This window comes from Streptomyces sp. NPDC044719, assembly GCF_056433405.1.
The window spans coordinates 178,552-199,878 of record NZ_JBWKHE010000012.1; the positions used below are offsets into that span (position 1 = coordinate 178,552).

General features: G+C 70.4%; 13 protein-coding genes. 7 read left to right on the top strand and 6 right to left on the bottom strand.

The genetic code is table 11. The features are described from left to right. The first annotated feature begins 37 nt into the window (after positions 1-37). The 4 genes from AC07DF_RS37970 to AC07DF_RS37985 all read left to right on the top strand — a co-directional run bounded on the left by AC07DF_RS37970 (position 38) and on the right by AC07DF_RS37985 (position 5,712). Positions 38-964: an ABC transporter permease gene (locus AC07DF_RS37970; protein WP_478981515.1), complete on the top strand. Its 927-nt coding sequence runs from the start codon at positions 38-40 to the stop codon at positions 962-964. Continuing rightward, entirely contained in the window at positions 957-1,793 is an 837-nt protein-coding gene (locus tag AC07DF_RS37975) for an ABC transporter ATP-binding protein (protein WP_478981517.1), read from the top strand. Before AC07DF_RS37970 ends, AC07DF_RS37975 begins: the two co-directional genes overlap by 8 nt. An 80-nt stretch (positions 1,794-1,873) precedes the next feature. Then, entirely contained in the window at positions 1,874-4,069 is a 2,196-nt protein-coding gene (locus AC07DF_RS37980) for a CDP-glycerol glycerophosphotransferase family protein (RefSeq protein WP_478981519.1), read from the top strand. Then, positions 4,066-5,712 carry a glycosyltransferase family 2 protein gene (locus AC07DF_RS37985; protein ID WP_478981521.1) on the top strand — a complete coding sequence of 549 codons (1,647 nt, stop codon included), beginning with the start codon at positions 4,066-4,068 and terminating at the stop codon, positions 5,710-5,712. Before AC07DF_RS37980 ends, AC07DF_RS37985 begins: the two co-directional genes overlap by 4 nt. A 425-nt stretch (positions 5,713-6,137) precedes the next feature. Here AC07DF_RS37985 and AC07DF_RS37990 read toward each other — a convergent pair whose 3' ends face one another. From AC07DF_RS37990 to AC07DF_RS38010, 5 genes are all read right to left on the bottom strand, one after another. Continuing rightward, on the bottom strand, positions 6,138-7,628 hold the full coding sequence (locus AC07DF_RS37990) for a hypothetical protein (RefSeq protein ID WP_478981523.1): 1,491 nt from the start codon (positions 7,626-7,628) through the stop codon (positions 6,138-6,140). Next, positions 7,612-8,070 (bottom strand): GtrA family protein, encoded by a 459-nt coding sequence (locus AC07DF_RS37995; protein ID WP_478981525.1) that lies wholly within the window; start codon positions 8,068-8,070, stop codon positions 7,612-7,614. Before AC07DF_RS37995 ends, AC07DF_RS37990 begins: the two co-directional genes overlap by 17 nt. A 114-nt stretch (positions 8,071-8,184) precedes the next feature. Then, positions 8,185-13,146, bottom strand: a complete 4,962-nt coding sequence (locus tag AC07DF_RS38000) for an NAD-glutamate dehydrogenase (RefSeq protein WP_478981527.1) — start codon at positions 13,144-13,146, stop codon at positions 8,185-8,187. A 618-nt stretch (positions 13,147-13,764) separates the two neighbouring features. Next, positions 13,765-14,430 carry an HAD family hydrolase gene (locus AC07DF_RS38005; protein WP_478981529.1) on the bottom strand — a complete coding sequence of 222 codons (666 nt, stop codon included), beginning with the start codon at positions 14,428-14,430 and terminating at the stop codon, positions 13,765-13,767. An 80-nt stretch (positions 14,431-14,510) separates the two neighbouring features. Then, positions 14,511-15,026: a DUF6912 family protein gene (locus AC07DF_RS38010; RefSeq protein ID WP_478981531.1), complete on the bottom strand. Its 516-nt coding sequence runs from the start codon at positions 15,024-15,026 to the stop codon at positions 14,511-14,513. Between the two features lie 334 nt (positions 15,027-15,360). Between AC07DF_RS38010 and AC07DF_RS38015 the strand changes: the two genes are divergently transcribed. Next, on the top strand, positions 15,361-16,125 hold the full coding sequence (locus tag AC07DF_RS38015) for an Rv3235 family protein (protein ID WP_478981533.1): 765 nt from the start codon (positions 15,361-15,363) through the stop codon (positions 16,123-16,125). Positions 16,126-16,234: 109 nt separating this feature from the next. Here AC07DF_RS38015 and secA read toward each other — a convergent pair whose 3' ends face one another. After that, on the bottom strand, positions 16,235-19,081 hold the full coding sequence (gene secA, locus AC07DF_RS38020; protein WP_478981535.1) for a preprotein translocase subunit SecA: 2,847 nt from the start codon (positions 19,079-19,081) through the stop codon (positions 16,235-16,237). A gap of 279 nt (positions 19,082-19,360) precedes the next feature. Here secA and AC07DF_RS38025 point away from each other — a divergent pair, with 279 nt between their 5' ends. Both AC07DF_RS38025 and AC07DF_RS38030 read left to right on the top strand, forming a co-directional pair. Beyond that, entirely contained in the window at positions 19,361-19,930 is a 570-nt protein-coding gene (locus AC07DF_RS38025; protein ID WP_478981537.1) for a GNAT family N-acetyltransferase, read from the top strand. Between the two features lie 219 nt (positions 19,931-20,149). Then, positions 20,150-21,322 carry a winged helix-turn-helix domain-containing protein gene (locus AC07DF_RS38030; protein ID WP_478981539.1) on the top strand — a complete coding sequence of 391 codons (1,173 nt, stop codon included), beginning with the start codon at positions 20,150-20,152 and terminating at the stop codon, positions 21,320-21,322. Positions 21,323-21,327 lie beyond the last annotated feature (5 nt).

Consider the following 21,327-nt stretch of genomic DNA (forward strand, 5'->3'; position numbering starts at 1 on the left):
ACGCCCCACACCCCTCCCCCGAACGAAAGCAGCGGATGTGAGCCAGGTCCTCGACACACCGCCCCAGCCACCGGCCCCGGCCCCGGCCCCCGCCGCCGCTGACCTCGCGGCCCTCGCCGCCCGCCACGGCCTCTCGGTCAGCGGCGCCCGGCCCTCCCTGCCCGCGTACGTGCGTCAGCTGTGGGCCCGCCGTCACTTCATCACCGCGTTCGCCACCGCCAAGCTCACCGCCCAGTACAGCCAGGCGAAGCTGGGCCAGGTCTGGCAGGTGATGACCCCGCTGCTGAACGCGGCGGTCTACTACTTCATCTTCGGTGTCCTGCTCGGCACCAAGCACGGCGTGCCGGACTACATCCCGTTCCTGGTCACGGGCGTGTTCATCTGGACGTTCACGCAGAGCTCGATCATGGCGGGCACCCGCGCCATCTCCGGCAACCTGGGCCTCGTCCGCGCCCTGCACTTCCCGCGCGCCGCCCTGCCCCTGTCGTTCTGCCTCCAGCAGCTCCAGCAGCTGCTGTTCTCGATGGGCGCCCTGGTCGTCATCCTGCTCTGCTTCGGGGTGCCGGTCGGCGTGTCCTGGCTGCTGGCGCTCCCGGCGCTGTTCCTGCAGTTCACGTTCAACGCCGGCGTCTCCATGGTCATGGCCCGGATGGGTGCCAAGACCCCCGACATCGCCCAGCTGATGCCGTTCGTGCTGCGCACCTGGATGTATGTCTCGGGCGTCATGTGGAGCATCGACAAGCTGGCCGACAAGGACAGCCTGCCCCGTGTGGTGACGGTCCTGCTGGAGACCAACCCGGCCGCGATCTACATCGACCTGATGCGCTTCGCCCTGATCGACAGCTTCCACGCGAGCCAGCTCCCGGCCCACGTGTGGGCGCTCGCCGTCGGATGGGCCCTGGTCGCCGGTGCCGGTGGCTTCATCTACTTCTGGAAGGCTGAGGAGACGTACGGCCGTGGCTGAGCATCCGAGCGAGAAGATCCCCACCGTCGTCGCCGACGGCGTCGACATCGTCTACCGCGTCAACGGCACCGGCGCCGGACGCGGCTCCGCGACCGCCGCCCTCAACCGCATCGTGCGCCGCAAGAAGACCGAGAAGGCGGCCGGCGTGCGCCGGGTGCACGCCGTGCGGAACGTGTCCTTCGTCGCCTACAAGGGCGAGGCGATCGGCCTGATCGGCACCAACGGCTCCGGCAAGTCGACCCTGCTGAAGGCCGTGGCCGGACTCCTCCCCGTGGAGAACGGCCGCATCTACACCCACGGCCAGCCCTCCCTGCTCGGCGTCAACGCGGCCCTGATGAACGACCTGACCGGCGAGCGCAACGTGCACCTCGGCGGCTTGGCCATGGGCATGTCCCGTGAGCAGATCAGGGAGCGGTACGAGGAGATCGTCGACTTCTCCGGCATCAACGAGAAGGGCGACTTCATCACGCTGCCGATGCGGACGTACTCCTCCGGTATGGCCGCGCGGCTGCGGTTCTCCATCGCCGCCGCCAAGGACCACGACGTGCTGCTGATCGACGAGGCGCTGGCCACCGGCGACCGCTCCTTCCAGAAGCGCTCCGAGCAGCGCATCCGCGAGCTGCGCAAGCACGCCGGCACGGTGTTCCTGGTCAGCCACAACAACAAGTCGATCCGCGACACCTGCGACCGGGTGCTGTGGCTGGAGCGCGGCGAGCTGCTCATGGACGGGCCGACGGAGGACGTCCTCAAGGAGTACGAGGCGTTCACCGGGGACAAGTCCGCGAAGCCCAAGCCAAGCCCGAAGCCGAAGGTTCCCGTTCGCTCGTGAGGCGTACTCCGGTCGGCCGTTTTGTCTTATTGATGAAACCATGACCGAATACGACGCATCAGTGAGAAGGAGCCCTCGCGATGGCCGAGCTCAGCCTCATCGTCCACGGGGCGAACGTTCAGGACCATCTGACGGAACTCCTCGACTCCCTCGCCGCGCATCCCCTCCCCGACGCCGAGGTGATCGTGGCCGCCGTCGGCGACTGGGCCCGGGAGACCGCCGAGCGGCACACCCCGGACGTCCAGGTGCTGCCGGTGCCGGACGGCATGGGCGACGCGGCGGCCCGCGCGGCGGGCGCGGCCCGGGCCTCGGGCCGCTGGCTGCACTTCGTCCACGCCAAGGACGGCCTGCCCGCCGGCGCCCCGCGCACGGTCGCCGAGCGGGTGGCCGAACTGCCCGCCGAAGTGGACGTCCTGCTGCTCGACCACGTCCGCAGCACCTGGCATACCTCCGGCATGCCCTCCCCGAACGGCTCCCTGCTGGCCCGGGCGGGCCGCGCCGACGTCACCCTCGACGTCTGCGCGCCCCTGTTGCGCCTCACCCCGCTGCTCGGCACCCGCGTCCTGCGCGCGGACTTCTGGCGGGCGCACGAGCAGCAGCTCACCACCGACGACGAGCCGCACGCCGCCCTGGCCGCCCTGCTGCTCGCCGACCGCGTCGCCTGTCTGCCGCACGTCGCCTACGAGGACCGCGCCCTGCGCCCCGCGAGCCTGCCGCCGGTCACTCCCGAACAGCGCTACGGCCTCGTCGAGCGCTACGAGTCCCTCCTCGACCTCACCCGGGGCCGCCCCGCCGCCCACGCCGTCCTCTACGACGTCATGGTCCGCGACTGTCTGCGCGTCTTCGCGCGCGGCGGCATGGAGGAGGAGGTCGCGCGGGAGTTCTTCCGCCGGGCGTCCCTGGCCGCCCTGCGCCGCCGCCCCGAGGGCTACAGCCGCCCCGCCGGTCTCGAAGGCGTCCGCCGCTCCCTGCTCGAAGAGGGCGCCTACGCCAGGTACCGGGCCTTCCAGGCCGTCAACCGCACCCGCCGCACCGCCAAGTCGGCCGTACGGACCCGGAAGCGCCAGGTCGGCGCCAAGCTCCGCGACCACCAGTACCGCCGGGCACTCGCCCGCCCGGTCGACCCCCACCTGGCGGTGTTCGCGGCGTACTGGAACCGCGGCGTCGCCTGCAACCCCGCCGCGATCGCCGCCGAGCTCGCCGAACTCGCCCCGCAGATCCACCCGGTGTGGGTGGTCACCCAGGAGAACGAGGCCCTCCTCCCGCCCGGCACCGACCATGTCGTGCCCGGCAGCCGCCGCTACTGGGAGGTGCTGGCGACCGCCAAGTACCTCGTCAACAACGTCAACTTCCCGGGCGCGGTGGTCAAACGCCCGGACGCGATCCACGTCCAGACCCACCACGGCACGCCGCTGAAGCGCATGGGCCTGGACCAGATGGCGTACCCGGCCGCCGCGCAGGGCCTGGACTTCAAGGCGCTGCTGGAGCGCATCGACAAGTGGGACTACAGCGTCTCCGCCAACAGCCACACCACCCGTATGTGGGAGCGCGCGTACCCCTCGCACTACGTCTCCCTCGACCACGGCTATCCGCGCAACGACGTCTACTACACCGCCACGGCCGAGGACATCCGCGCCGTCCGCGACCGCCTCGGCATCGACCCGGGCCGCCGGGCCGTCCTCTACGCGCCGACCCACCGCGACTACGAGGCCGGCTGGACGCCGCGCCTCGACCTCGCCGCCCTCGCCGACCGCCTCGGCGACGACACCGTCCTGCTCGTGCGCGGCCACTACTTCTACGGCGGCGCGGCCTCCCCGCTCACCAACCTGCGCCGCAGCGGCCGGATCATCGACGTCTCCTCCTACGACCCGGTCGAGGATCTGTGCCTGGCGGCGGACGCCCTGGTCACGGACTACTCCTCGATCATGTTCGACTACGCCAACCTCGACCGGCCGATCGTGATCCACGCCGACGACTGGGAGACGTACCGCACCACCCGTGGCGTCTACTTCGACCTGATGGACCAAGCCCCGGGCCCGGTCGCGCGCACCCAGCAGGAACTGACGGAGATCCTCACCACCGAGGCCTGGCGCGACGAGAGCGCGGCGAAGACCCGGGCCGTCTTCCGGCGCCGGTTCTGCGAGTACGACGACGGACGCGCCGCCGAGCGCGTCGTACGCCGGGTCTTCCTCGGCCAGGACGAACGCTCCCTGCCGCAGGTGCTGCCGATCGAGGAACGCACCCCGGCCCCGACCCCGCAGGAGGCGACCGCATGAGCACCCCCGACGTCACCGTGACGGTCATCGTCTACAACGACGCCGAACGCCTCACGCGCGCGGTCGACTCGGTCCGCCGGCAGACCCACGCGAACGTCGAGATCATCATCAGCGACGACCACTCCACGGACGGAACCGCGGACGTCGCACGGCGTCTCGCCGCCCAGGACCCCCGCGTCCGCCACCTCCGCCTGGAGCAGAACAGCGGCGGCTGCGGCGTCCCGCGCAACCGCGCCCTGGACATCGCGCGGGCGCCGTACCTGATGTTCCTCGACAGCGACGACGAACTTCCCGACGACGCCGTCGCCCTGCTGCTCGCCGCGCACCGCGAACGAGAGATCGACTTCGCGATGGGGGCGGTGCAGCGGGTCCGGGTGGACAACGGCCGCCGCTCGACCTGGATGCCGCACCTGGTCGCCGAGCGCCGCACCCTCGACGGCATCGAAGCCGACCCGCGCCTGCTCTTCGAGCACCTGTCGACGAGCAAGATGTACGCCCGCGCCTTCCTCGACCGGCACGGCCTGCGCTTCCCCGAGGGCATCCACTACGAGGACCAGCTGTTCTCGGCGCGGGCGTACTGCCTGGCCAAGAGCTTCACGATCGTCCCGAAGCCGGTCTACCGCTGGTACGTGGCGCCCTACGCGGCCTCCGAGGCGGCCTCGATATCGAACCAGCGGCACAAGCTCGACAACGTCCGCGACCGGATCCACGTCCAGCACCTCATCGACACCTTCCTGGCCGACAACGGACACGAGGCGCTGCGCGAGGACAAGGACTACAAGTTCCTCAAGCACGACTTCAGGATGTACGCCGGTGACCTGCCCTACCGGGACGAGGCGTGGCTGTCCTCCTTCGCGGACCTGGTCACCCCGTACCTCGACACGCTCTGCCCCGGCGCGTTCGCCCGCCTCCCGCGCGCCGAACGCGTCGTCCTCCAGCTGATCCGCGACCGGCGCCTGGCAGAGGCCCGGGTAGCGGCCCGAGGACTGGGCCACGGCGTGGGGCCGCGGCGGATCACGACGGACGGGGAGGGCCGCACGTACTGGGGCGACCGGATCCCCACCTCGGAGTGGGCCCGCCGCGAACTGGACATCTCAGACCTGGATCTGGAGACCCGTCCCTTCCCGAGCGCCCAGTTCCGCCATGAGATCACGGAGATCACCCGAGGCCCGGGCGCCTCCGTCGACCTCGCGATCCGCACCTACGACCCGGCCCTGCGCCTGCCCGTCGGCCCCCGGCGCGCCACGCTCCTCATCGCCCCCGGCGGCCACCGCCTCCACGTCCACTTCCGGCTCTCCCCCGTCGGCCCCGGCGTCTTCGAGGGCCACGCCCACCTGGACCTCGGAGCGGCCCTCCTTCCCTTCTACGGCTTCTCCGGAGTCCGCCACCCCCTGCTCCGCCTGCAACACCAGGGCGTCTCCAACACCGGCCTCCTCCTGGCCCCCCTGACCTTCCCGGCCTTCACCACCCAGGTCCCCCACCACCACCTCACCCTGGAACCGGAAGGCCACGCCCCCGGCCGCCTACAGGCCCGCTGGGAACCCACCGGAGTCACAGCCAACCTGATCCGCCCCACAGTCCGCCGCCTGGCCCGCCCCAGAGTGAAACGAGCAGCACGGTTGCTGGCCAGCGCACTGAAGTAGACATCCAGCAGAACCGCGGGCCCACCCATTCCCACCTAGCTGCGGGCCGCCTCCCGCCCAGCTGCGGGCCGCCGTTCCCGCTGAGCCGCAAACCGCCCGCTCTCACCCAGCTGCGGGCCGCCGCTCCCGCCTAGCTGCGGCCGCCCGGTCCCCCTGAGCCGCGAGCCGCCCGTCCCCGCTGAGCCGCGAGCCGCCGCTCCCACCTAGCTGCGGCCGCCGCTCCTGCTGCGCCGCAAACCACCCGCTCCCACCTAGCTGCGGGCAATCGTGCCGCTAAGGGCGGCACGGGTGGGCGGTGGGGGTCCCCCCGCTCGAGCGAAGCCGAGAGTGGGGGAGTCACCCCGCTCCGCCGGGCTGCGGACCCACCCGCCCCCAGCAGCGACGCCCCGGGCACCTCAACACGGGTGAGAACAGCCCGCTCAACGTCACCGCACCACCGCGTACAACACCTGCCCCTCAGGCCCCCGAGCCACCTCCCGCAACCCGCCCCCAGGCCGATCCACCCCCGTATCCATCACCCACCGCACCCTGTACTCCCGCAAAATCTCCCCCCGCTCCCCCTCCGACACCCCACCCCCGAAATACCTCCGCACCGCCTCCTCCCTCCGCCCCACATCCGGCAGGAAGAAGTCGGGATACCCAGGCGCCACGGTGTAAGCCCCGTACGCCGGAATCTGCGCACTAGGCCGCCCCAACCGCGCCATCACCACATCCCCGTACTTCACCCACCGCGTCATCCACTGGTACCCCACCCACGGCTCCCGGTACTTCTCCGCGACGACCCCCGGCAGATTCCCCGGCAGATCCCCCGGCCTCACCACGTACCCCACCGTCCCCACCTGCGTCCACGCCCCCACAACCAGCGCCACCCCCAGCACACACCCCCACCCCACCCGCACCGCACGCCGCCCGGCCTCCCCCACCTCCACCGCCACCGCCACCTGCGCCGGAATCAGCACCGCCGGCAACGCCCGCCCCCACGCGTACTGCCCGCTCACCCCACCCACGGCCACCACAAGGAACCCCAGCACGAAGAACAGCACCAGCGGATCCCACCGATCCCGCCACCACCGCACCCCCAGGGCCACCACCCCGAGCAACACCAGCCAGTACCGCCCGAACAGGTCCTCGTACAACGGCCGATGCACCGACTCCAGCCCGCCCCACGCCCCGACCAGAGCGAAGAAGTCGTAGTACGGCCACACCAGCAGCACCACAAGCCCCAGCACCACCCCGCACCCCAGCCGCCCCCACACCGCCCGCCCCGGCCGCGCGGCGACCACCGTCGCGAGCGCCCCCAACGAGGCCACCACTCCCGAGAACTGATGACACAGCAGGATCACCGCCCACAGCACCCCCAGCCCGAGCCACACCCCCCAACCCCCGTTCTGCCGCACCGCCCGCCCCAGCCAGGCCCAGAGGTGAAACGCCAGCCCCAAGGCGAACACGCTCGGATACGACACGGTCAGCGCGAGGGAGTTGAGCCCGTAGAAGCCGCTCCATTTGAAGACCACGGTTCCCCACAGGAGCAACAGGCTCAGCACGGCCAGCGCGGGAGCGGCACGACGGCCACTCAGCGTCCGCACATACCGCCAAACCCCGGTCACCAGCAGCGCGAGCCCGACCAGTGCCCCGATCCGCAGCACCCAGAACACCGACAGATCGCCCATCCGCGCGACGCAGCCGAGCACCAGCATCCAGGGCGAGTAATACGGACTCGGCGTGTCCGCGTCGACGAGCGGATTGCCGGGGTCGAGGAGGTTGTGCCGCAGACGCTGGACGGTCGCCGCGTGCACGCCGAGATCTCCTGCCCAGGGCAGCCTGACGATCACGAGGAGCAGCAGCACGACGACCGCCACGGCGGCCACCACGGCGGCGGCCTGCGCGACGAGGACCGGTCTAGTCGCGGCGCGCATCGTGCTGGAACACCCATGTGCGGTAGACGAGGAAACGGAAGGCGGAGGCCAGAACGATCGAGGCTGCCTTGACCGCGTTCGACTCGAGGGGACCGGCCAGGCCGAGGCCGTGGTATCCGACGTAGAACAGCCCGCTTTCCAGGGCGACGCCGACAGCGCTGAAGCCGAAGAACAGCGCGATCTGGCGCCGCGTACGGGACGCCCTGTCGCGGTAGGTGATGTACCGGAATCCGAGGTAGTTGCCGCCCATGGCGACCAGGCTGGCCAGCACGGTCGCGACCATGGCGGCCCGGTGCAGCCCGTGCAGGAGCACGTTGAACACCAGGAAGTTCACCGCGACACCGCTCCCGCCGACCAGGGCGAAATTCAGCACTTCGAGAACGAAGCGTCTGACCGGCAGGGGGGAAGCGGCCGCTCGCTCCTCGGAGAGGTTCACCGTCACGGCACAAGCCTTAGCCGGAAACGGTAAGTCCTCCAGTCGAATCGCCCTAAGGCTCGCCAAGAAGAAAGCGCCCCGGGCCGGCAGCGGCCCGGGGCGCCCAAGAGGCCGTACGCCCTACGAATGCGTCCGCAGCAGCGTCCTCATCGTGCGCATCGCCACCGACAGGTTGGCGAGGTCGAACGCGTCGGAGCCCTGGATCTCCTCCAGTGTGGTGCGGGCGCGGCCGAGGATCGCCGCGTTCTTCTGCTCCCACGCCTTGTAGCGCTGCTCGGGCGTCGAGGTGCCGTTGCCCACGGCCAGGACGTCGGCGGTCAGCGCCGCGTGGGCCGCGTACAGGTCCTCGCGGATCGCCGCACGGGCCATGGACTGCCAGCGGTCGGCACGGGGCAGCTCGGAGATGCGGTCCATCAGCTGGGTGATGCGCAGCCGGTCGGCGAGGTCGTAGTAGACCTCGGCGACGTCCAGCGGCTCCCGGCCCATGCGGTCCGCGACCGAGACGATGTCGACCGTCGGGAAGGCGGAGGAGAAACCGGCCACCCGGGTGGCGAGTTCGTCCGGGACACCGACGCCCGTCAGCTCGTCGAAGATCTTCTGGTACCACTCCAGATCGGCGCCGCGCAGCAGATTCGGCAGCTCACCCCAGACCTGCTCGACCCGGTCGGCGAAGAAGTCGACCGTCTCGGCGAGGTCCAGCGGCTGCGGCCGGTTGTTGAGCAGCCAGCGCGTGCCGCGCTCGACCAGGCGGCGCGAGTGCAGGCGGATGCGGGTCTGGACGTCGGCCTCGACCTTGTTGTCGAGCGCCTCGACCCCGTCCCACACCGGGGACTGGCGGAAAATCGCCCGGGCCGCGGTCTGCGCCCGCACGATCTCCTCGAGCGACGCCCCGGTCTCCTCGCGCAGCCGGTGCAGATACGTCGTACCGCCGGTGTTGACCGTGTCGTTGACCAGGACGGTCGTGGTGATCTCACGGCGCAGCGGGTGGCTGACGAGGTGCTCGGGGAACTGCTCGCGCAGCTCGGTCGGGAAGTACGCGTGCAGCAGGGTGCTCAGGTACGGGTCGTCCGGCAGCGAGGTGTGCAGCAGCTCCTCGGCGACCGTGATCTTCGTGTACGCCAGGAGTACGGCCGTCTCCGGGCCGGTCAGGCCCTGGCCCTGGGCGAGCCGCTCGCGGATCTGCCGGTCGGTGGGCAGGAACTCCAGCGCCCGGTTGAGGTGGCCCTCCCTGACCAGGTGCTTCATGAAGCGCTGCTGGGCGTGGAGCATGGAGCCGGACTGGGCGAGGGCGTTGGCGATCGCCGTGTTCTGCGCGTAGTTGTTGCGCAGCACCAGGCGGCCGACCTCGTCGGTCATCTCGGCGAGCAGCTTGTTGCGCTGCTTGACGGTCATGTCGCCGTCCGAGACGAGGCCGTTGAGCAGGATCTTGATGTTCACCTCGTGGTCGGAGGTGTCCACGCCCGCGCTGTTGTCGATGGCGTCGGTGTTGATCCGGCCGCCGTGCAGCGCGAACTCGATCCGGCCGAGTTGGGTCAGGCCCAGGTTGCCGCCCTCGCCGACGACCTTGACGCGCAGGTCCTTGCCGTCGACGCGGATGGCGTCGTTGGCCTTGTCACCGACATCAGCGTTCGACTCGGCCGAGGACTTGACGTACGTGCCGATGCCGCCGTTCCACAGCAGGTCCACCCGCGCCTGGAAGATCGCCTTCATCAGGTCGGCCGGGGTCAGCTTGGTGACCTTGGCCTCGATGCCGAGGGCCTCGCGGATGTGCGCGTTGACCGGGATCGCCTTGGCCGTACGCGGGAAGATGCCGCCGCCGGCCGACAGCAGGTCCTTGTTGTAGTCCTCCCAGCTGGAGCGGGGCAGCTCGAACAGACGGCGGCGCTCGGCGTAGGAGGTGGCGGCGTCCGGGTTCGGGTCGATGAAGATGTGCCGGTGGTCGAAGGCGGCCACCAGCCGGATGTGCTCGGACAGCAGCATGCCGTTGCCGAACACGTCACCGGACATGTCGCCGATGCCGACGACCGTGAAGTCCTCGGTCTGGGTGTCCACGCCCAGCTCCCGGAAGTGCCGCTTGACGGACTCCCAGGCGCCACGGGCGGTGATGCCCATGCCCTTGTGGTCGTAGCCGGCCGAACCGCCGGATGCGAAGGCGTCACCAAGCCAGAAGTTGTACTGCTCGGCGACCCCGTTGGCGATGTCGGAGAAGGTGGCGGTGCCCTTGTCGGCGGCGACGACGAGGTAGGTGTCGTCCTCGTCGTGCCGGACGACGTCCGCCGGGGGCACGACCTCGCCGGCCACCATGTTGTCGGTGATGTCGAGCAACGCGGAGATGAACGTCTTGTAGCTCGCGACGCCCTCGGCCAGCCACGCGTCCCGGTCGACGCTCGGGTCGGGCAGCTGCTTGGCGACGAAGCCGCCCTTGGCGCCGACCGGCACGATGACGGTGTTCTTCACCATCTGCGCCTTGACCAGGCCGAGGATCTCGGTGCGGAAGTCCTCACGCCGGTCGGACCAGCGCAGGCCACCGCGCGCGACCTTGCCGAACCTGAGGTGCACGCCCTCGACCCGCGGCGAGTACACCCAGATCTCGAACGCCGGACGCGGCGCCGGGAGGTCGGGGATGGCCTGCGGGTCGAACTTCATGGAGACGTAGTCGTGCGGCTTGCCGCCCGCCGCCTCCTGGAAGAAGTTCGTCCGCAGCGTCGCCTTGATGACCGTGAGGAACGACCGGAGGATCCGGTCCTCGTCGAGCGAGGCCACCTGGTCGAGGGCCGCGTCGACCTCCTCCAGCAGCGCGTCCACGATCTCGTGCCCCGCGCGCTGCCGGTCCGGCGACATCCGCGCCTCGAACAGGGAGACCAGCAGCCGGGTGGTGTGGACGTTGTTGCGGAGGGTGTCCTCCATGTAGTCCTGGCTGAACGTCGAAGCCGCCTGGCGCAGGTACTTCGCGTACGCCCGCAGCACCATCGCCTGGCGCCAGGTGAGCCCGGCGCTCAGCACGAGGGAGTTGAAGCCGTCGTTCTCCGCCTTGCCGGTCCAGGTGGCGGAGAAGGCGTCCTGGAAGCGCTCGCGGGCGTCGTCACCGAGGTAGTCCCCGCTGCCGTTCTGCGAGCGGGGCATGCGCAGGCCGAAGTCGTAGATCCAGGCCACGCTGCGGTCCGGGCAGCGCAGGTCGTACGGCCGCTCGTCCACGACCTCGACGCCGAGCCGGTTGAGGACCGGCAGCACCGCTGAGAGGGAGATGGCGTCGCCCGTGCGGTAGATCTTGAAGCGGCGCTCCTCGGGCGCGGCGCCCACCGGCTCGTACAGGCTGAGCGCGAAGTCCTTGCCCTCCTCCGCGTTCAGCTGTTCGAGGTGGACGAGGTCGGCGACCGCGGCGCGCGGGTTGTGGTCGGCCTTGTAGCCCTCGGGGAAGGCGTGCGCGTACCGGCGCATCAGTTCGGCCGCGCGCTCCTCGCCGAGCTCGGCGTTGAGCGCCTCGGCGAAGGCGTCCTCCCAGGAGCGGGCCGCCTCCACCAGCCGGGCCTCGATGCGGTCCTTGTCGGAGTCGGACAGCTCCGGCAGCTCGGTGCCCTGCGGAACCCGGACCACGAAGTGCAGCCGGGAGAGGATCGACTCGGTGTTCCAGGCGGTGAAGTCGACGCTGATGCCGCCCAGTTCCTCCTTGAGGATCTCGATGATCCGAAGGCGCACGGCCGTGGTGTAGCGGTCGCGCGGGAGGTAAACGAGGGCCGAGTAGTAGCGCCCGTACTCGTCCTGGCGCAGGTAGAGCCTCAGCCGCCTGCGCTCCTGGAGGTAGAGGACGGAGGTGACGATGGACCGCAGTTCGTCGACCGGGGTCTGGAAGAGCTCGTCGCGCGGGTACGTCTCCAGGATCTGCAGCAGGTCGCGCCCGTCGTGGCTGTTGGGCGAGAACCCGGCCCGCTCCAGGACCTCCTCGACCTTGCGCCGGATGACGGGGACCCGGCGCACGGACTCGGTGTAGGCGGCGGACGAGAACAGCCCGAGGAAGCGCCGCTCGCCGACGACATTGCCGTCGGCGTCGAACTTCTTCACCCCGATGTAGTCCAGGTACGACGGCCGGTGCACGGTCGCCCGGCTGTTCGCCTTGGTCAGGACGAGCAGCTTGTGCTCGCGTGCCTTGGCCCGGGCGTCGGCGGGCAGCCGCTCGAACGACGGGCTGACCGGGTGGCTCTCCTCGGCGGCGTGGTGCGGGTCCGAGCGCAGTATGCCGAGCCCGGTGCCGGGGACGGCGGCCAGGGAGTCGTCGTCGCGCAGCTGGTACTCGCGGTAGCCGAGGAAGGTGAAGTGATCGTCGGCCAGCCAGCGCAGCAGCTCGCGGGCCTCCTCGACCTGAGGTCCGGGCAGATCACCGGGGATGGACTCGTCCGGCAGCCCCTCCGCCAGCCGGGTCGCCGCGTCCCGCATCTTGCCCCAGTCCTCGACGGCCTCACGGGCGTCGGACAGCACGCGCAGCAGGTCGGCGGTGATCTGCTTCAGATCGGACCGGTCCGTCTCGCGGTCGATCTCCACGTGGATCCAGGACTCGACGTGCGCGTCGTGCGGGAGGTCGCCGGCGCCGGTCGCGGGCGTGGGCAGCACCTCGATGAGCTTGCCGGTCACATCGCGCCGCACCACGAACTGGGGGTGGATGACGACGTGGATCCCGCGCCCCTGCCGGGTCAGCTCATTGGTGACGGAGTCGACGAGGAAGGGCATGTCGTCGGTGACGACCTCGACGACCGAGTGGCTGCACGTCCACCCGTTCTCTTCCACGGTGGGAGTGTGGACCCGCACGTTGGCCGTGCCCTGGGGGCGGTTCTCGGCCAGCCGGTAGTGGGATACGGCGGCTCCGAAGACATCGACCGGGTCGCGGTCGGCGAGGTCCCACGGGGCCGTGTGCAGGTAGTAACGCTGGAGGAACGAGATCAGGGATTCGCGGTCCGGGGCTTCCTGGGCGGCTGGGGTCTCCTCGCCCGTCGACCCGGTCGGTAGGTGCCCCCCGACCGGGCTGTTCTCAGCTACCCGGGCGGCCCTCTCGAGCAACTCGGCCTTGGCTTCGTCCAGCTTGGTCTGCATTGTCCTCTGGCTCCTGTCGCGCGCCGTTGCGTGACGTAGAAGGAAGTACGGTCTCTGCGCTGACGACGTCACGCCGTGACACGGGGTATCCGGTCTGTTCCGACGCTATGCCGCCAGGCGAGAGGAGCGGGGGTGTCTGAGCCATTCTTGAGCTGCCCCACGGGTGTGACGCTGCTCTCTGCGACGCCTCGGTCCCGGTGGTGCTCGGCGTCCCGGGAGTCATCGATGCCCCGTACCGCCCGCGAAGACCAGCGACCGCCGCCCGGTCACGGATGTGGTCCGTGCTCTCCGGGCGCAGGGCAGGGACGACGACGTCCCCGCGAACTATCGCGCTGATCACGCCACCAAGGCTATCGCTCCTTACAGGGGCCCCGTCATGAGCCGTATGTGTACAAAACCAGGCCCGGAAGTTTGACGTTCTGCACAGTGCGCCCCTCTTGGCTGCGCCTCAGCTGCGGGCATGCGCGCCGCCCCCGCTGCGGGCATGCGTGCCGCTAGGGGCGGCACGGGTGGGCGGTGGGGGTCCCCCCGCTCGAGCGAAGCCGAGAGTGGGGGAGGCACCCCGCTACGCCGGGCTGCGAACCCCCCACCCCAGCCACCCACACCGAGCACCTCGGGCTACGCCGCCAGCCGCTCGGCCTCAGCGACCGCTTCCTCCAGCGTGTCCACGACCGGCACACCCACCGCCTCAAGACTCACCCGGCTGTGCGACCCCCCGGTGTACAGCACAGCCCGAGCCCCCACATGCAGCGCGGCCACCGCATCATCCGCCGCATCCCCGATCACCACGGTCCGCCCCGCCTCCACCCCCGTCAGCGACGCGAGATGCCGCACCATGTGCTCGGCCTTGCTGCCCCCCGACGGCCCGGTCCGCCCGTCCACCCGTATGAAGTGCGGCTCGATCCCGAACCCCCGCACCAACGGCACAAGCTCCTCGTGCACATACATGCTCAGAATCGACTGGCTGCGCCCCGCCGACCGCCACCCTGACAGCAGCTCCACGGCCCCCACCGTGAGCCCGCACGCCCCCCGGTGCTCGGCGTAGTACCGGTGGAAGATCTCGTCCATGACCTCCCACTCGGCCTCGGTCGGCAGCCGCCCCATCAGCCGCTCGTAGAACTTCGGCACCGGCACGCAGTACAGCTCCCGGTACTTCTCCAGCGTCAGCGCCTCCAGCCCCAGCTCGGCGAAGGCCGCGTTCGTCGCCCCGATGATCGCGTCGATGTCATGGAACAGCGTCCCGTTCCAGTCCCAGACAATGTGCGCGCCCGTCTTCATCCCCATGCCCGAAAACGTACCCGCCCCCACTGACAATCAAGAGAACAGCGCCCCAACGCGCCCCCGGCGCCCGAACCCGGAGCCGCTCAGTCTCCCTGCCCCACCAGGTTCGGAATCTCCTGCGTGGCGAACCACAGCAGCTCGTGATCCTCGGCCCCGTCCACGACGAACTGCGCGTCGTCGTCCCCGGCATCCGCCGCCCCCAGCGCCGCGGCAGCCGCCGTCACATCCGCCTCCGCGTCATCCGCGTCGACATGCACCGCCGCCGCCCTGGCCAGCGCTACGGGAGCCGAAACCCGTACCTCCCCCAGCGCCGCCTGATCGAGCCCCCGGTCAGGATCGGCAATCGCGGCCCGGTCGGGCACGTCCACGGCCACCACGACCCGGCGCCGCGGCACCCCCGGCTCGATCGCCAGCAGCCGCAAGGAAGCCAGCGCGGCCCGGTTCAGCGCCGCGTACTCCAGTTCCTCGATGTCGTCGGAGACGTACCACTCACGCAGCGCGGGCGTCACGGCGTACGCCACGAACGGCCCGGCTCCCAGCTCACCCGTTTTGTACGCCTCGGCGAGACCGGGGAGGGTCAGGGGCACGTAGACACGCATGGCTGGCCACTTCTTTCGTGGTCGGTTCAGGTCGGAGGGCCCAGGAGGCTCAGGAGGGCCCCGGAAGGCCCCGGAGGGCCTCCAGGATACGTGCGGGGGTCCCCTTTCGAGTTCCGGCCCGTGACGCCCGACGCGTCCACCCCGGGCCCGAAATTCACCCGGCACACCCCGGCCCCGATGGGCTCCTCACTCCCCGGATCACCCGGATAGGTGAACATTCCGGCACCCGCGGCCCGAGGCGCTCTTCCTTGCTTCTGCCCCCGCCCACCCCGTACAAGATCACCAACCCGAAGTTACTCACCGGTATCCATCGGCCCACGAAACGGGGACCCCCATGAACAAGGTCATGACCAGGGCACAGCACCGCCCGGCGAGCCGCCCCCCGGCCCGCCGCGACCCCCGCCGCCCCGGCAGCACCACCTCACGCACTCCCGGGAGCACGGCCTCCCGCGCCCCCGGCGGCGCAGCCCCTCCGCGCATCCCCGCCGGAGGCCCCGCCCGCGCCTCGGCGGCCGGAGACCGCCCGCCGGCAGCCGGCCCCGCCAAGACCGCCCACACCCGCCCCGCGGACACCCGCCCACCGACCCCCTCCGGATCCCGCACAGCAGCCCGGCCAACGCCCGGCACCCCCACGGCAAACCGGCCGACGCCCGGCACCCCCACGGCAGCGCGGCCGACGCCCGGCACCCCCACCCACCCCACGCCCCGCGTCCCCACCCAAAGCCCCCGCCGGCCGGTAGCCCAGCCGGTCCCCCAGCCGCTCCTCCCCACCGACCGCTTCGCCGACCTCCTGCTCGCCGTCCTCAGCGGCCGCCGCCCCGTCCACTCGATGCTCCGCCACACCCGGGGCCGCGCCTATGACGAACTGGCCTGGCTCGCCGAACGCGGCCCCCTGCGCACCCGCGGCGCCCGCCCGGTAGTCCGGGACATCGGCTGGTACGAGCCCCGTCCCGGCGCCATCGAGGCGTTCGCCCGCATCGGCGCCGGCGACCGGCTCCGCGCCATGGCCTTCCGCCTGGAACTCGGCCAGGACCTCCGCTGGCGCTGCACGGCCGTGGAACTGGGCGGCCCCCGCCCACCCCGCCCAGAGGCCTGCTGAGGGGCCGAGGCTGAGGGGCCGAGCCGAGCCACGACCGCCCCAGGCAAGCCGAAGGGCCGGACACCCTCGGTGCCCGGCCCTTCAAGCCGCTACGGTGCCGCGACCGCCGTCACTTCTTACGGCGCCCCCGGCTCTTCGCCTGCTTCCGGCGCTCCGCGCGCGTGAGGCCGTCGGACTCCGAACGCACCGGCTCGCCGTCTTCGGTGAAGTCACCCTCGATGGTGCCGCCCTCACCGTCGACCGTCGGCGCGGAGAAGTGGAGGTTGCGCCGCTGCGGGACGTCGAGCCCCTTGGCACGGATCTCCGGCCGGGAGCCCGCCTGTGCCGGCACCGCGTCCTGCTTCTCCAGGTCGGCCACCGGCTTGGTGTCCTCGACCGGGACCTCCTCGACCTGCTGCTCGACCTGGACCTCCAGGTTGAACAGGTAGCCGACGGACTCCTCCTTGATGCCCTCCATCATCGCGGTGAACATGTCGAAGCCCTCGCGCTGGTACTCGACCAGCGGGTCCTTCTGCGCCATCGCGCGCAGGCCGATGCCCTCCTGGAGGTAGTCCATCTCGTAGAGGTGCTCGCGCCACTTGCGGTCCAGGACCGACAGCACGACCCGGCGCTCCAGCTCACGCATGATCTCGGAGCCGAGCTGCGCCTCACGCGCCTCGTACTGCTCGTGGATGTCGTCCTTGATGGAGTCGCCGATGAACTCGGCGGTCAGGCCCGCCCGGTCGCCGGCGGCCTCCTCCAGTTCCTCGACCGTGACCTTGGCCGGGTAGAGCTGCTTGAACGCGCCCCACAGCCGGTCGAGGTCCCAGTCCTCGGGGAAGCCCTCGGCGGTCTCGGCCTGCACATAGGCGTCGATGGTGTCGTCCATGAAGTGCTGCACCTGCTCGTGCAGGTCCTCGCCCTCCAGGACGCGGCGGCGCTCGCCGTAGATGACCTCGCGCTGGCGGTTGAGGACCTCGTCGTACTTCAGGACGTTCTTACGGGTCTCGAAGTTCTGCTGCTCGACCTGCGACTGGGCGGAGGCGATCGCGCGGGTGACCATCTTGTTCTCGATCGGCACGTCGTCCGGGACGTTCGCCATCGACATCACGCGCTCGACCATCTGGGCCTTGAACAGCCGCATCAGGTCGTCGCCGAGCGAGAGGTAGAAGCGGGACTCGCCCGGGTCGCCCTGACGGCCGGAACGGCCGCGCAGCTGGTTGTCGATCCGCCGCGACTCGTGCCGCTCGGTGCCCAGCACGTAGAGCCCGCCGAGCCTCTCGACCTCGTCCTTCTCGGCCTGGACGGCCTTCTCGGCCCGCTGGAGCGCCTCGGGCAGGGCGTGCGCCCACTCCTCGATGTGCTCCTCGGGGTCGAGGCCGCGCTGGCGCAGCTCCGCCTCGGCGAGGTCCTCGGGGTTGCCGCCGAGCTTGATGTCCGTACCACGGCCGGCCATGTTCGTGGCGACCGTGACGGCGCCCTTGCGGCCGGCCTGGGCGACGATCGTCGCCTCACGGTCGTGCTGCTTGGCGTTCAGCACCTCGTGCTGGATGCCGCGCTTGCTGAGCTGCTGCGAGAGGTACTCGGACTTCTCGACGGAGGTGGTACCGACGAGGATCGGCTGACCCTTGCGGTGCTTCTCCTCGATGTCGTCGACGACCGCCTCGAACTTGGCGACCTCGGTCCGGTAGATCAGGTCCGACTGGTCCTTTCGGACCATCGGCCGGTTGGTCGGGATCGGCACCACACCGAGCTTGTAGATCTGGTGGAACTCGGCGGCCTCGGTCATGGCCGTACCGGTCATGCCGCACAGACCGGGCTGCTCCTTGCCGTTGTGGTCGTGGCGCTTGTAGAGGCGGAAGAAGTTCTGCAGGGTGATCGTGGCGAGCGTCTGGTTCTCGTCCTTGATCGGGACCGCTTCCTTGGCCTCGATCGCCTGGTGCATGCCCTCGTTGTAACGGCGGCCGGCGAGGATACGTCCGGTGTGCTCGTCGACGATCATGACCTCGTCGTCGATGATGACGTAGTCCTTGTCCTTCTTGAAGAGCTCCTTCGCCTTGATGGCGTTGTTCAGGTAGCCCACCAGAGGGGTGTTCACCGACTCGTAGAGGTTGTCGATGCCCAGCCAGTCCTCGACCTTGCTGACGCCGGACTCGTGAATGGCGACCGTGCGCTTCTTCTCGTCGACGTCGTAGTCGCCGGTCTCCTCGATGCCCTTGAGCGGCTGGCCGGCCTCGCCGCGCTTGAGTCGCTTCACCAGCTTGGCGAAGTCCCCGTACCACTTGGTGGCCTGGTCGGCCGGGCCGGAGATGATCAGCGGCGTACGGGCCTCGTCGATGAGGATGGAGTCGACCTCGTCGACGATGGCGAAGTTGTGGCCGCGCTGGACGAGCTCGTCCTGGGACCACGCCATGTTGTCGCGCAGGTAGTCGAATCCGAACTCGTTGTTCGTGCCGTACGTGATGTCGGAGGCGTACTGCTCGCGGCGCTGAGCCGGCGTCATGTTGGCGAGGATGCAGCCGACCTCGAGGCCCAGGAACCGGTGGACGCGGCCCATCATCTCGGAGTCGCGCTCGGCCAGATAGTCGTTGACCGTGATGATGTGGACGCCCTTGCCGGACAGTGCGTTCAGATACGCCGGCAAGGTGCCGACGAGGGTCTTGCCCTCACCGGTCTTCATCTCCGCCACGTAGCCCATGTGCAGGGCGGCGCCGCCCATCATCTGCACGTCGTAGTGACGCTGGCCGAGGACGCGCTTGGCGGCCTCGCGGACGGTGGCGAACGCCTCGGGCAGCAGGTCGTCCAGGGTCTCGCCGTCGGCGTAGCGCTGCTTGTACTCATCGGTGAGGGCGCGCAGCTCGGCGTCGGAGAGGTCGACGAAGTCCTCTTCGATGGAGTTGACCTGGTCCGCGATGCGGTGCAGCTTGCGCAGGATCTTACCTTCGCCTGCACGCATGATCTTCGAGAGGACGGACACGGGGGTTGGTCTCCTTGCCGGTCGGGCCTGGGACGGTCGGTTACCACTTGACTTACTGAGCAACGGCCATCGTATGCGAGGACCCCACCGCGCCGGGAGGGCCTGCCATGACGGCGACCGTCCGCTGCTTCAATTCTGATTCACGTCTGCTTCAAAGGGGACAACGTCCGGGGACTACGGATAGTGCCGCATCCTCCGACGGAATTAGGCGAAGCGTGATAACGCGCTCACTCACCGCAAACAGATGACACCTTCGACGACCTCCGAGAGGATCGGCCGATGGACCCCGTCACCCTCACCACGGACCGCCTCCTGCTGCGCACGGTCGGCCCTCAGGACACCGACGCGGTGTACGACGCCTGCCAGGACCCCGACATCCAGCGCTGGACCACGATCCCCTCGCCCTACCTGCGCGAGCACGCCCAGAGCTTCACGGAACAGATGGTCCCGGACGGCTGGAGGGACGGGTCCATGTTCACTCTCGGCGTCTTCCTCCACTCCGGAGAACTGGCGGGCATGCTCGGCATCACCATGCGCGCCCTGGGCGTGGGCGAGATCGGCTTCTGGGCCACCAAGCAGCACCGCGCCAACGGCTACATCACGGAGGCCGTCCGCACCGCCTGCCGCTGGGCGTTCGTCCACGCCGCGCTCGACCGCATCGAATGGCGCGCCGAGGTGGGCAACCACGCCTCCCGCGCCGTAGCGGAACGCTCCGGCTTCACCATCGAAGGCACCCTGCGCGCCGCGGTCAACAACAAGGGAGTCCGCCGAGACTCCTGGGTAGGCTCCCTCCTCCCCTCAGACCTGAGCCTCCCGTCAACGGCCCCGTACCTACCGGCGCCGGCCTAGCTGCGGCATACGTGCGCCCCCGCTGCGGGCATGCGTGCCGCTAAGGGCGGCACGGGTGGGCGGTGGGGGTCCCCCCGCTCGAGCGAAGCCGAGAGTGGGGGAGGCACCCCGCTCCGCCGGGCTGCGCAACGCCCCACCCTCAGCACCAACGCCCAGCACCCAGCACCAAACCCCCAGCTCACCCACCACTGTCAGTCCCACCCCCTATCGTGCGGACCCATGACCACCCCGCGCCCCTCCGCACAGCTCTCCGCAGACGAAGCCCGGCGACTGGCGCTCCGCGCCCAAGGCTTCCTCGGCGCCCCAGACCGCCGCTCCGGCGTCCGCGGCATCCTCCGCCACCTGGGCGCGATACAGCTCGACACCATCTCGGTCCTGGCCCGCTCCCACGAGCTCGTCCCGTACGCCCGCCTGGGCGCGGTGGGCCGAAAGACAGTCGAGAACGCGTATTGGAAAGACACGCACGCCTTCGAGTACTGGTCCCACGCGGCCTGCATCCTCCCCATCGAGGAGTGGCCCCACTTCGCCTTCCGCCGCCGCGCCTACCGCAACCGCCCGCACTGGAACCACGAACTCCCGGCCGGTGTCTACGACCAGGTCATCAAGCAGCTCCGCTCCGAAGGCCCCCTCACCGCGACGGAGTTGGGCGGCGCGAAGAAGACGAACGACTGGTGGGACTGGTCCGGCACGAAGGTCGCCGTCGAACGCGCCCTGATGTACGGCGAGGTGGTCTGCGTGGAGCGCCGCGGCTGGAAGCGCCTCTACGACCTCGCCGAGCGCGCCGTCCCGGGCCCCCTGCTGCACGACGAACTCGACGACACCGAGTGCGTGCGCCGCCTGGTCCGCCTGGCGGGTGAGTCCCTCGGCGTGGGCACCCGCGCGGACATCGCCGACTACCACCGTCTCAAGGGCGAACAGGTCGACGCGGTGATCGCCGACTCGGGCCTGGTCCCGGTCTCGGTCGAGGGCTGGTCCAAGCCGGCCTGGGCCGACCCCGCGGCCCTGGAGACACCTCCGCGCGGCCGTCACCGCACCACCCTCCTGTCGCCCTTCGACTCCCTGATCTGGGAGCGGGCGCGCACGGAGCGGATCTTCGGCTTCACCCACCGCCTGGAGGCCTACGTCCCCAAGCAGAAGCGGGTGCACGGCTACTTCGCGATGCCGGTCCTGGCCGGCGGCCGGCTCGTCGGCCGCGTGGACCCGGCCCGCGAGGGCGGCACGCTGGTGGCCAGGCAGGTCACGCTCGACGGCCCGAAGGCGGTCCCGGCCGTCGCCCAGGCCCTGGCCGAGGCGGCGACCTGGGTGGACTGCACGGACGTGCGCGTGGAGCGGGTCGACACACCGGCCCTACGCGAGCCCCTCACGAAGGAGATCGCGCGCGTCCTCGGCTGAGCTCT

Excerpts from the sequence above, each read along its gene's own strand:
- AC07DF_RS37980 (WP_478981519.1), top strand. The coding sequence starts at position 1,874 with ATGGCCGAGCTCAGCCTCATCGTCCACGGGGCGAACGTTCAGGACCAT.
- AC07DF_RS37985 (WP_478981521.1), top strand. The coding sequence starts at position 4,066 with ATGAGCACCCCCGACGTCACCGTGACGGTCATCGTCTACAACGACGCC.
- AC07DF_RS37990 (WP_478981523.1), bottom strand. The coding sequence starts at position 7,628 with ATGCGCGCCGCGACTAGACCGGTCCTCGTCGCGCAGGCCGCCGCCGTG.
- AC07DF_RS38000 (WP_478981527.1), bottom strand. The coding sequence starts at position 13,146 with ATGCAGACCAAGCTGGACGAAGCCAAGGCCGAGTTGCTCGAGAGGGCC.
- AC07DF_RS38005 (WP_478981529.1), bottom strand. The coding sequence starts at position 14,430 with ATGGGGATGAAGACGGGCGCGCACATTGTCTGGGACTGGAACGGGACG.
- AC07DF_RS38010 (WP_478981531.1), bottom strand. The coding sequence starts at position 15,026 with ATGCGTGTCTACGTGCCCCTGACCCTCCCCGGTCTCGCCGAGGCGTAC.
- AC07DF_RS38015 (WP_478981533.1), top strand. The coding sequence starts at position 15,361 with ATGAACAAGGTCATGACCAGGGCACAGCACCGCCCGGCGAGCCGCCCC.
- AC07DF_RS38025 (WP_478981537.1), top strand. The coding sequence starts at position 19,361 with ATGGACCCCGTCACCCTCACCACGGACCGCCTCCTGCTGCGCACGGTC.
- AC07DF_RS38030 (WP_478981539.1), top strand. The coding sequence starts at position 20,150 with ATGACCACCCCGCGCCCCTCCGCACAGCTCTCCGCAGACGAAGCCCGG.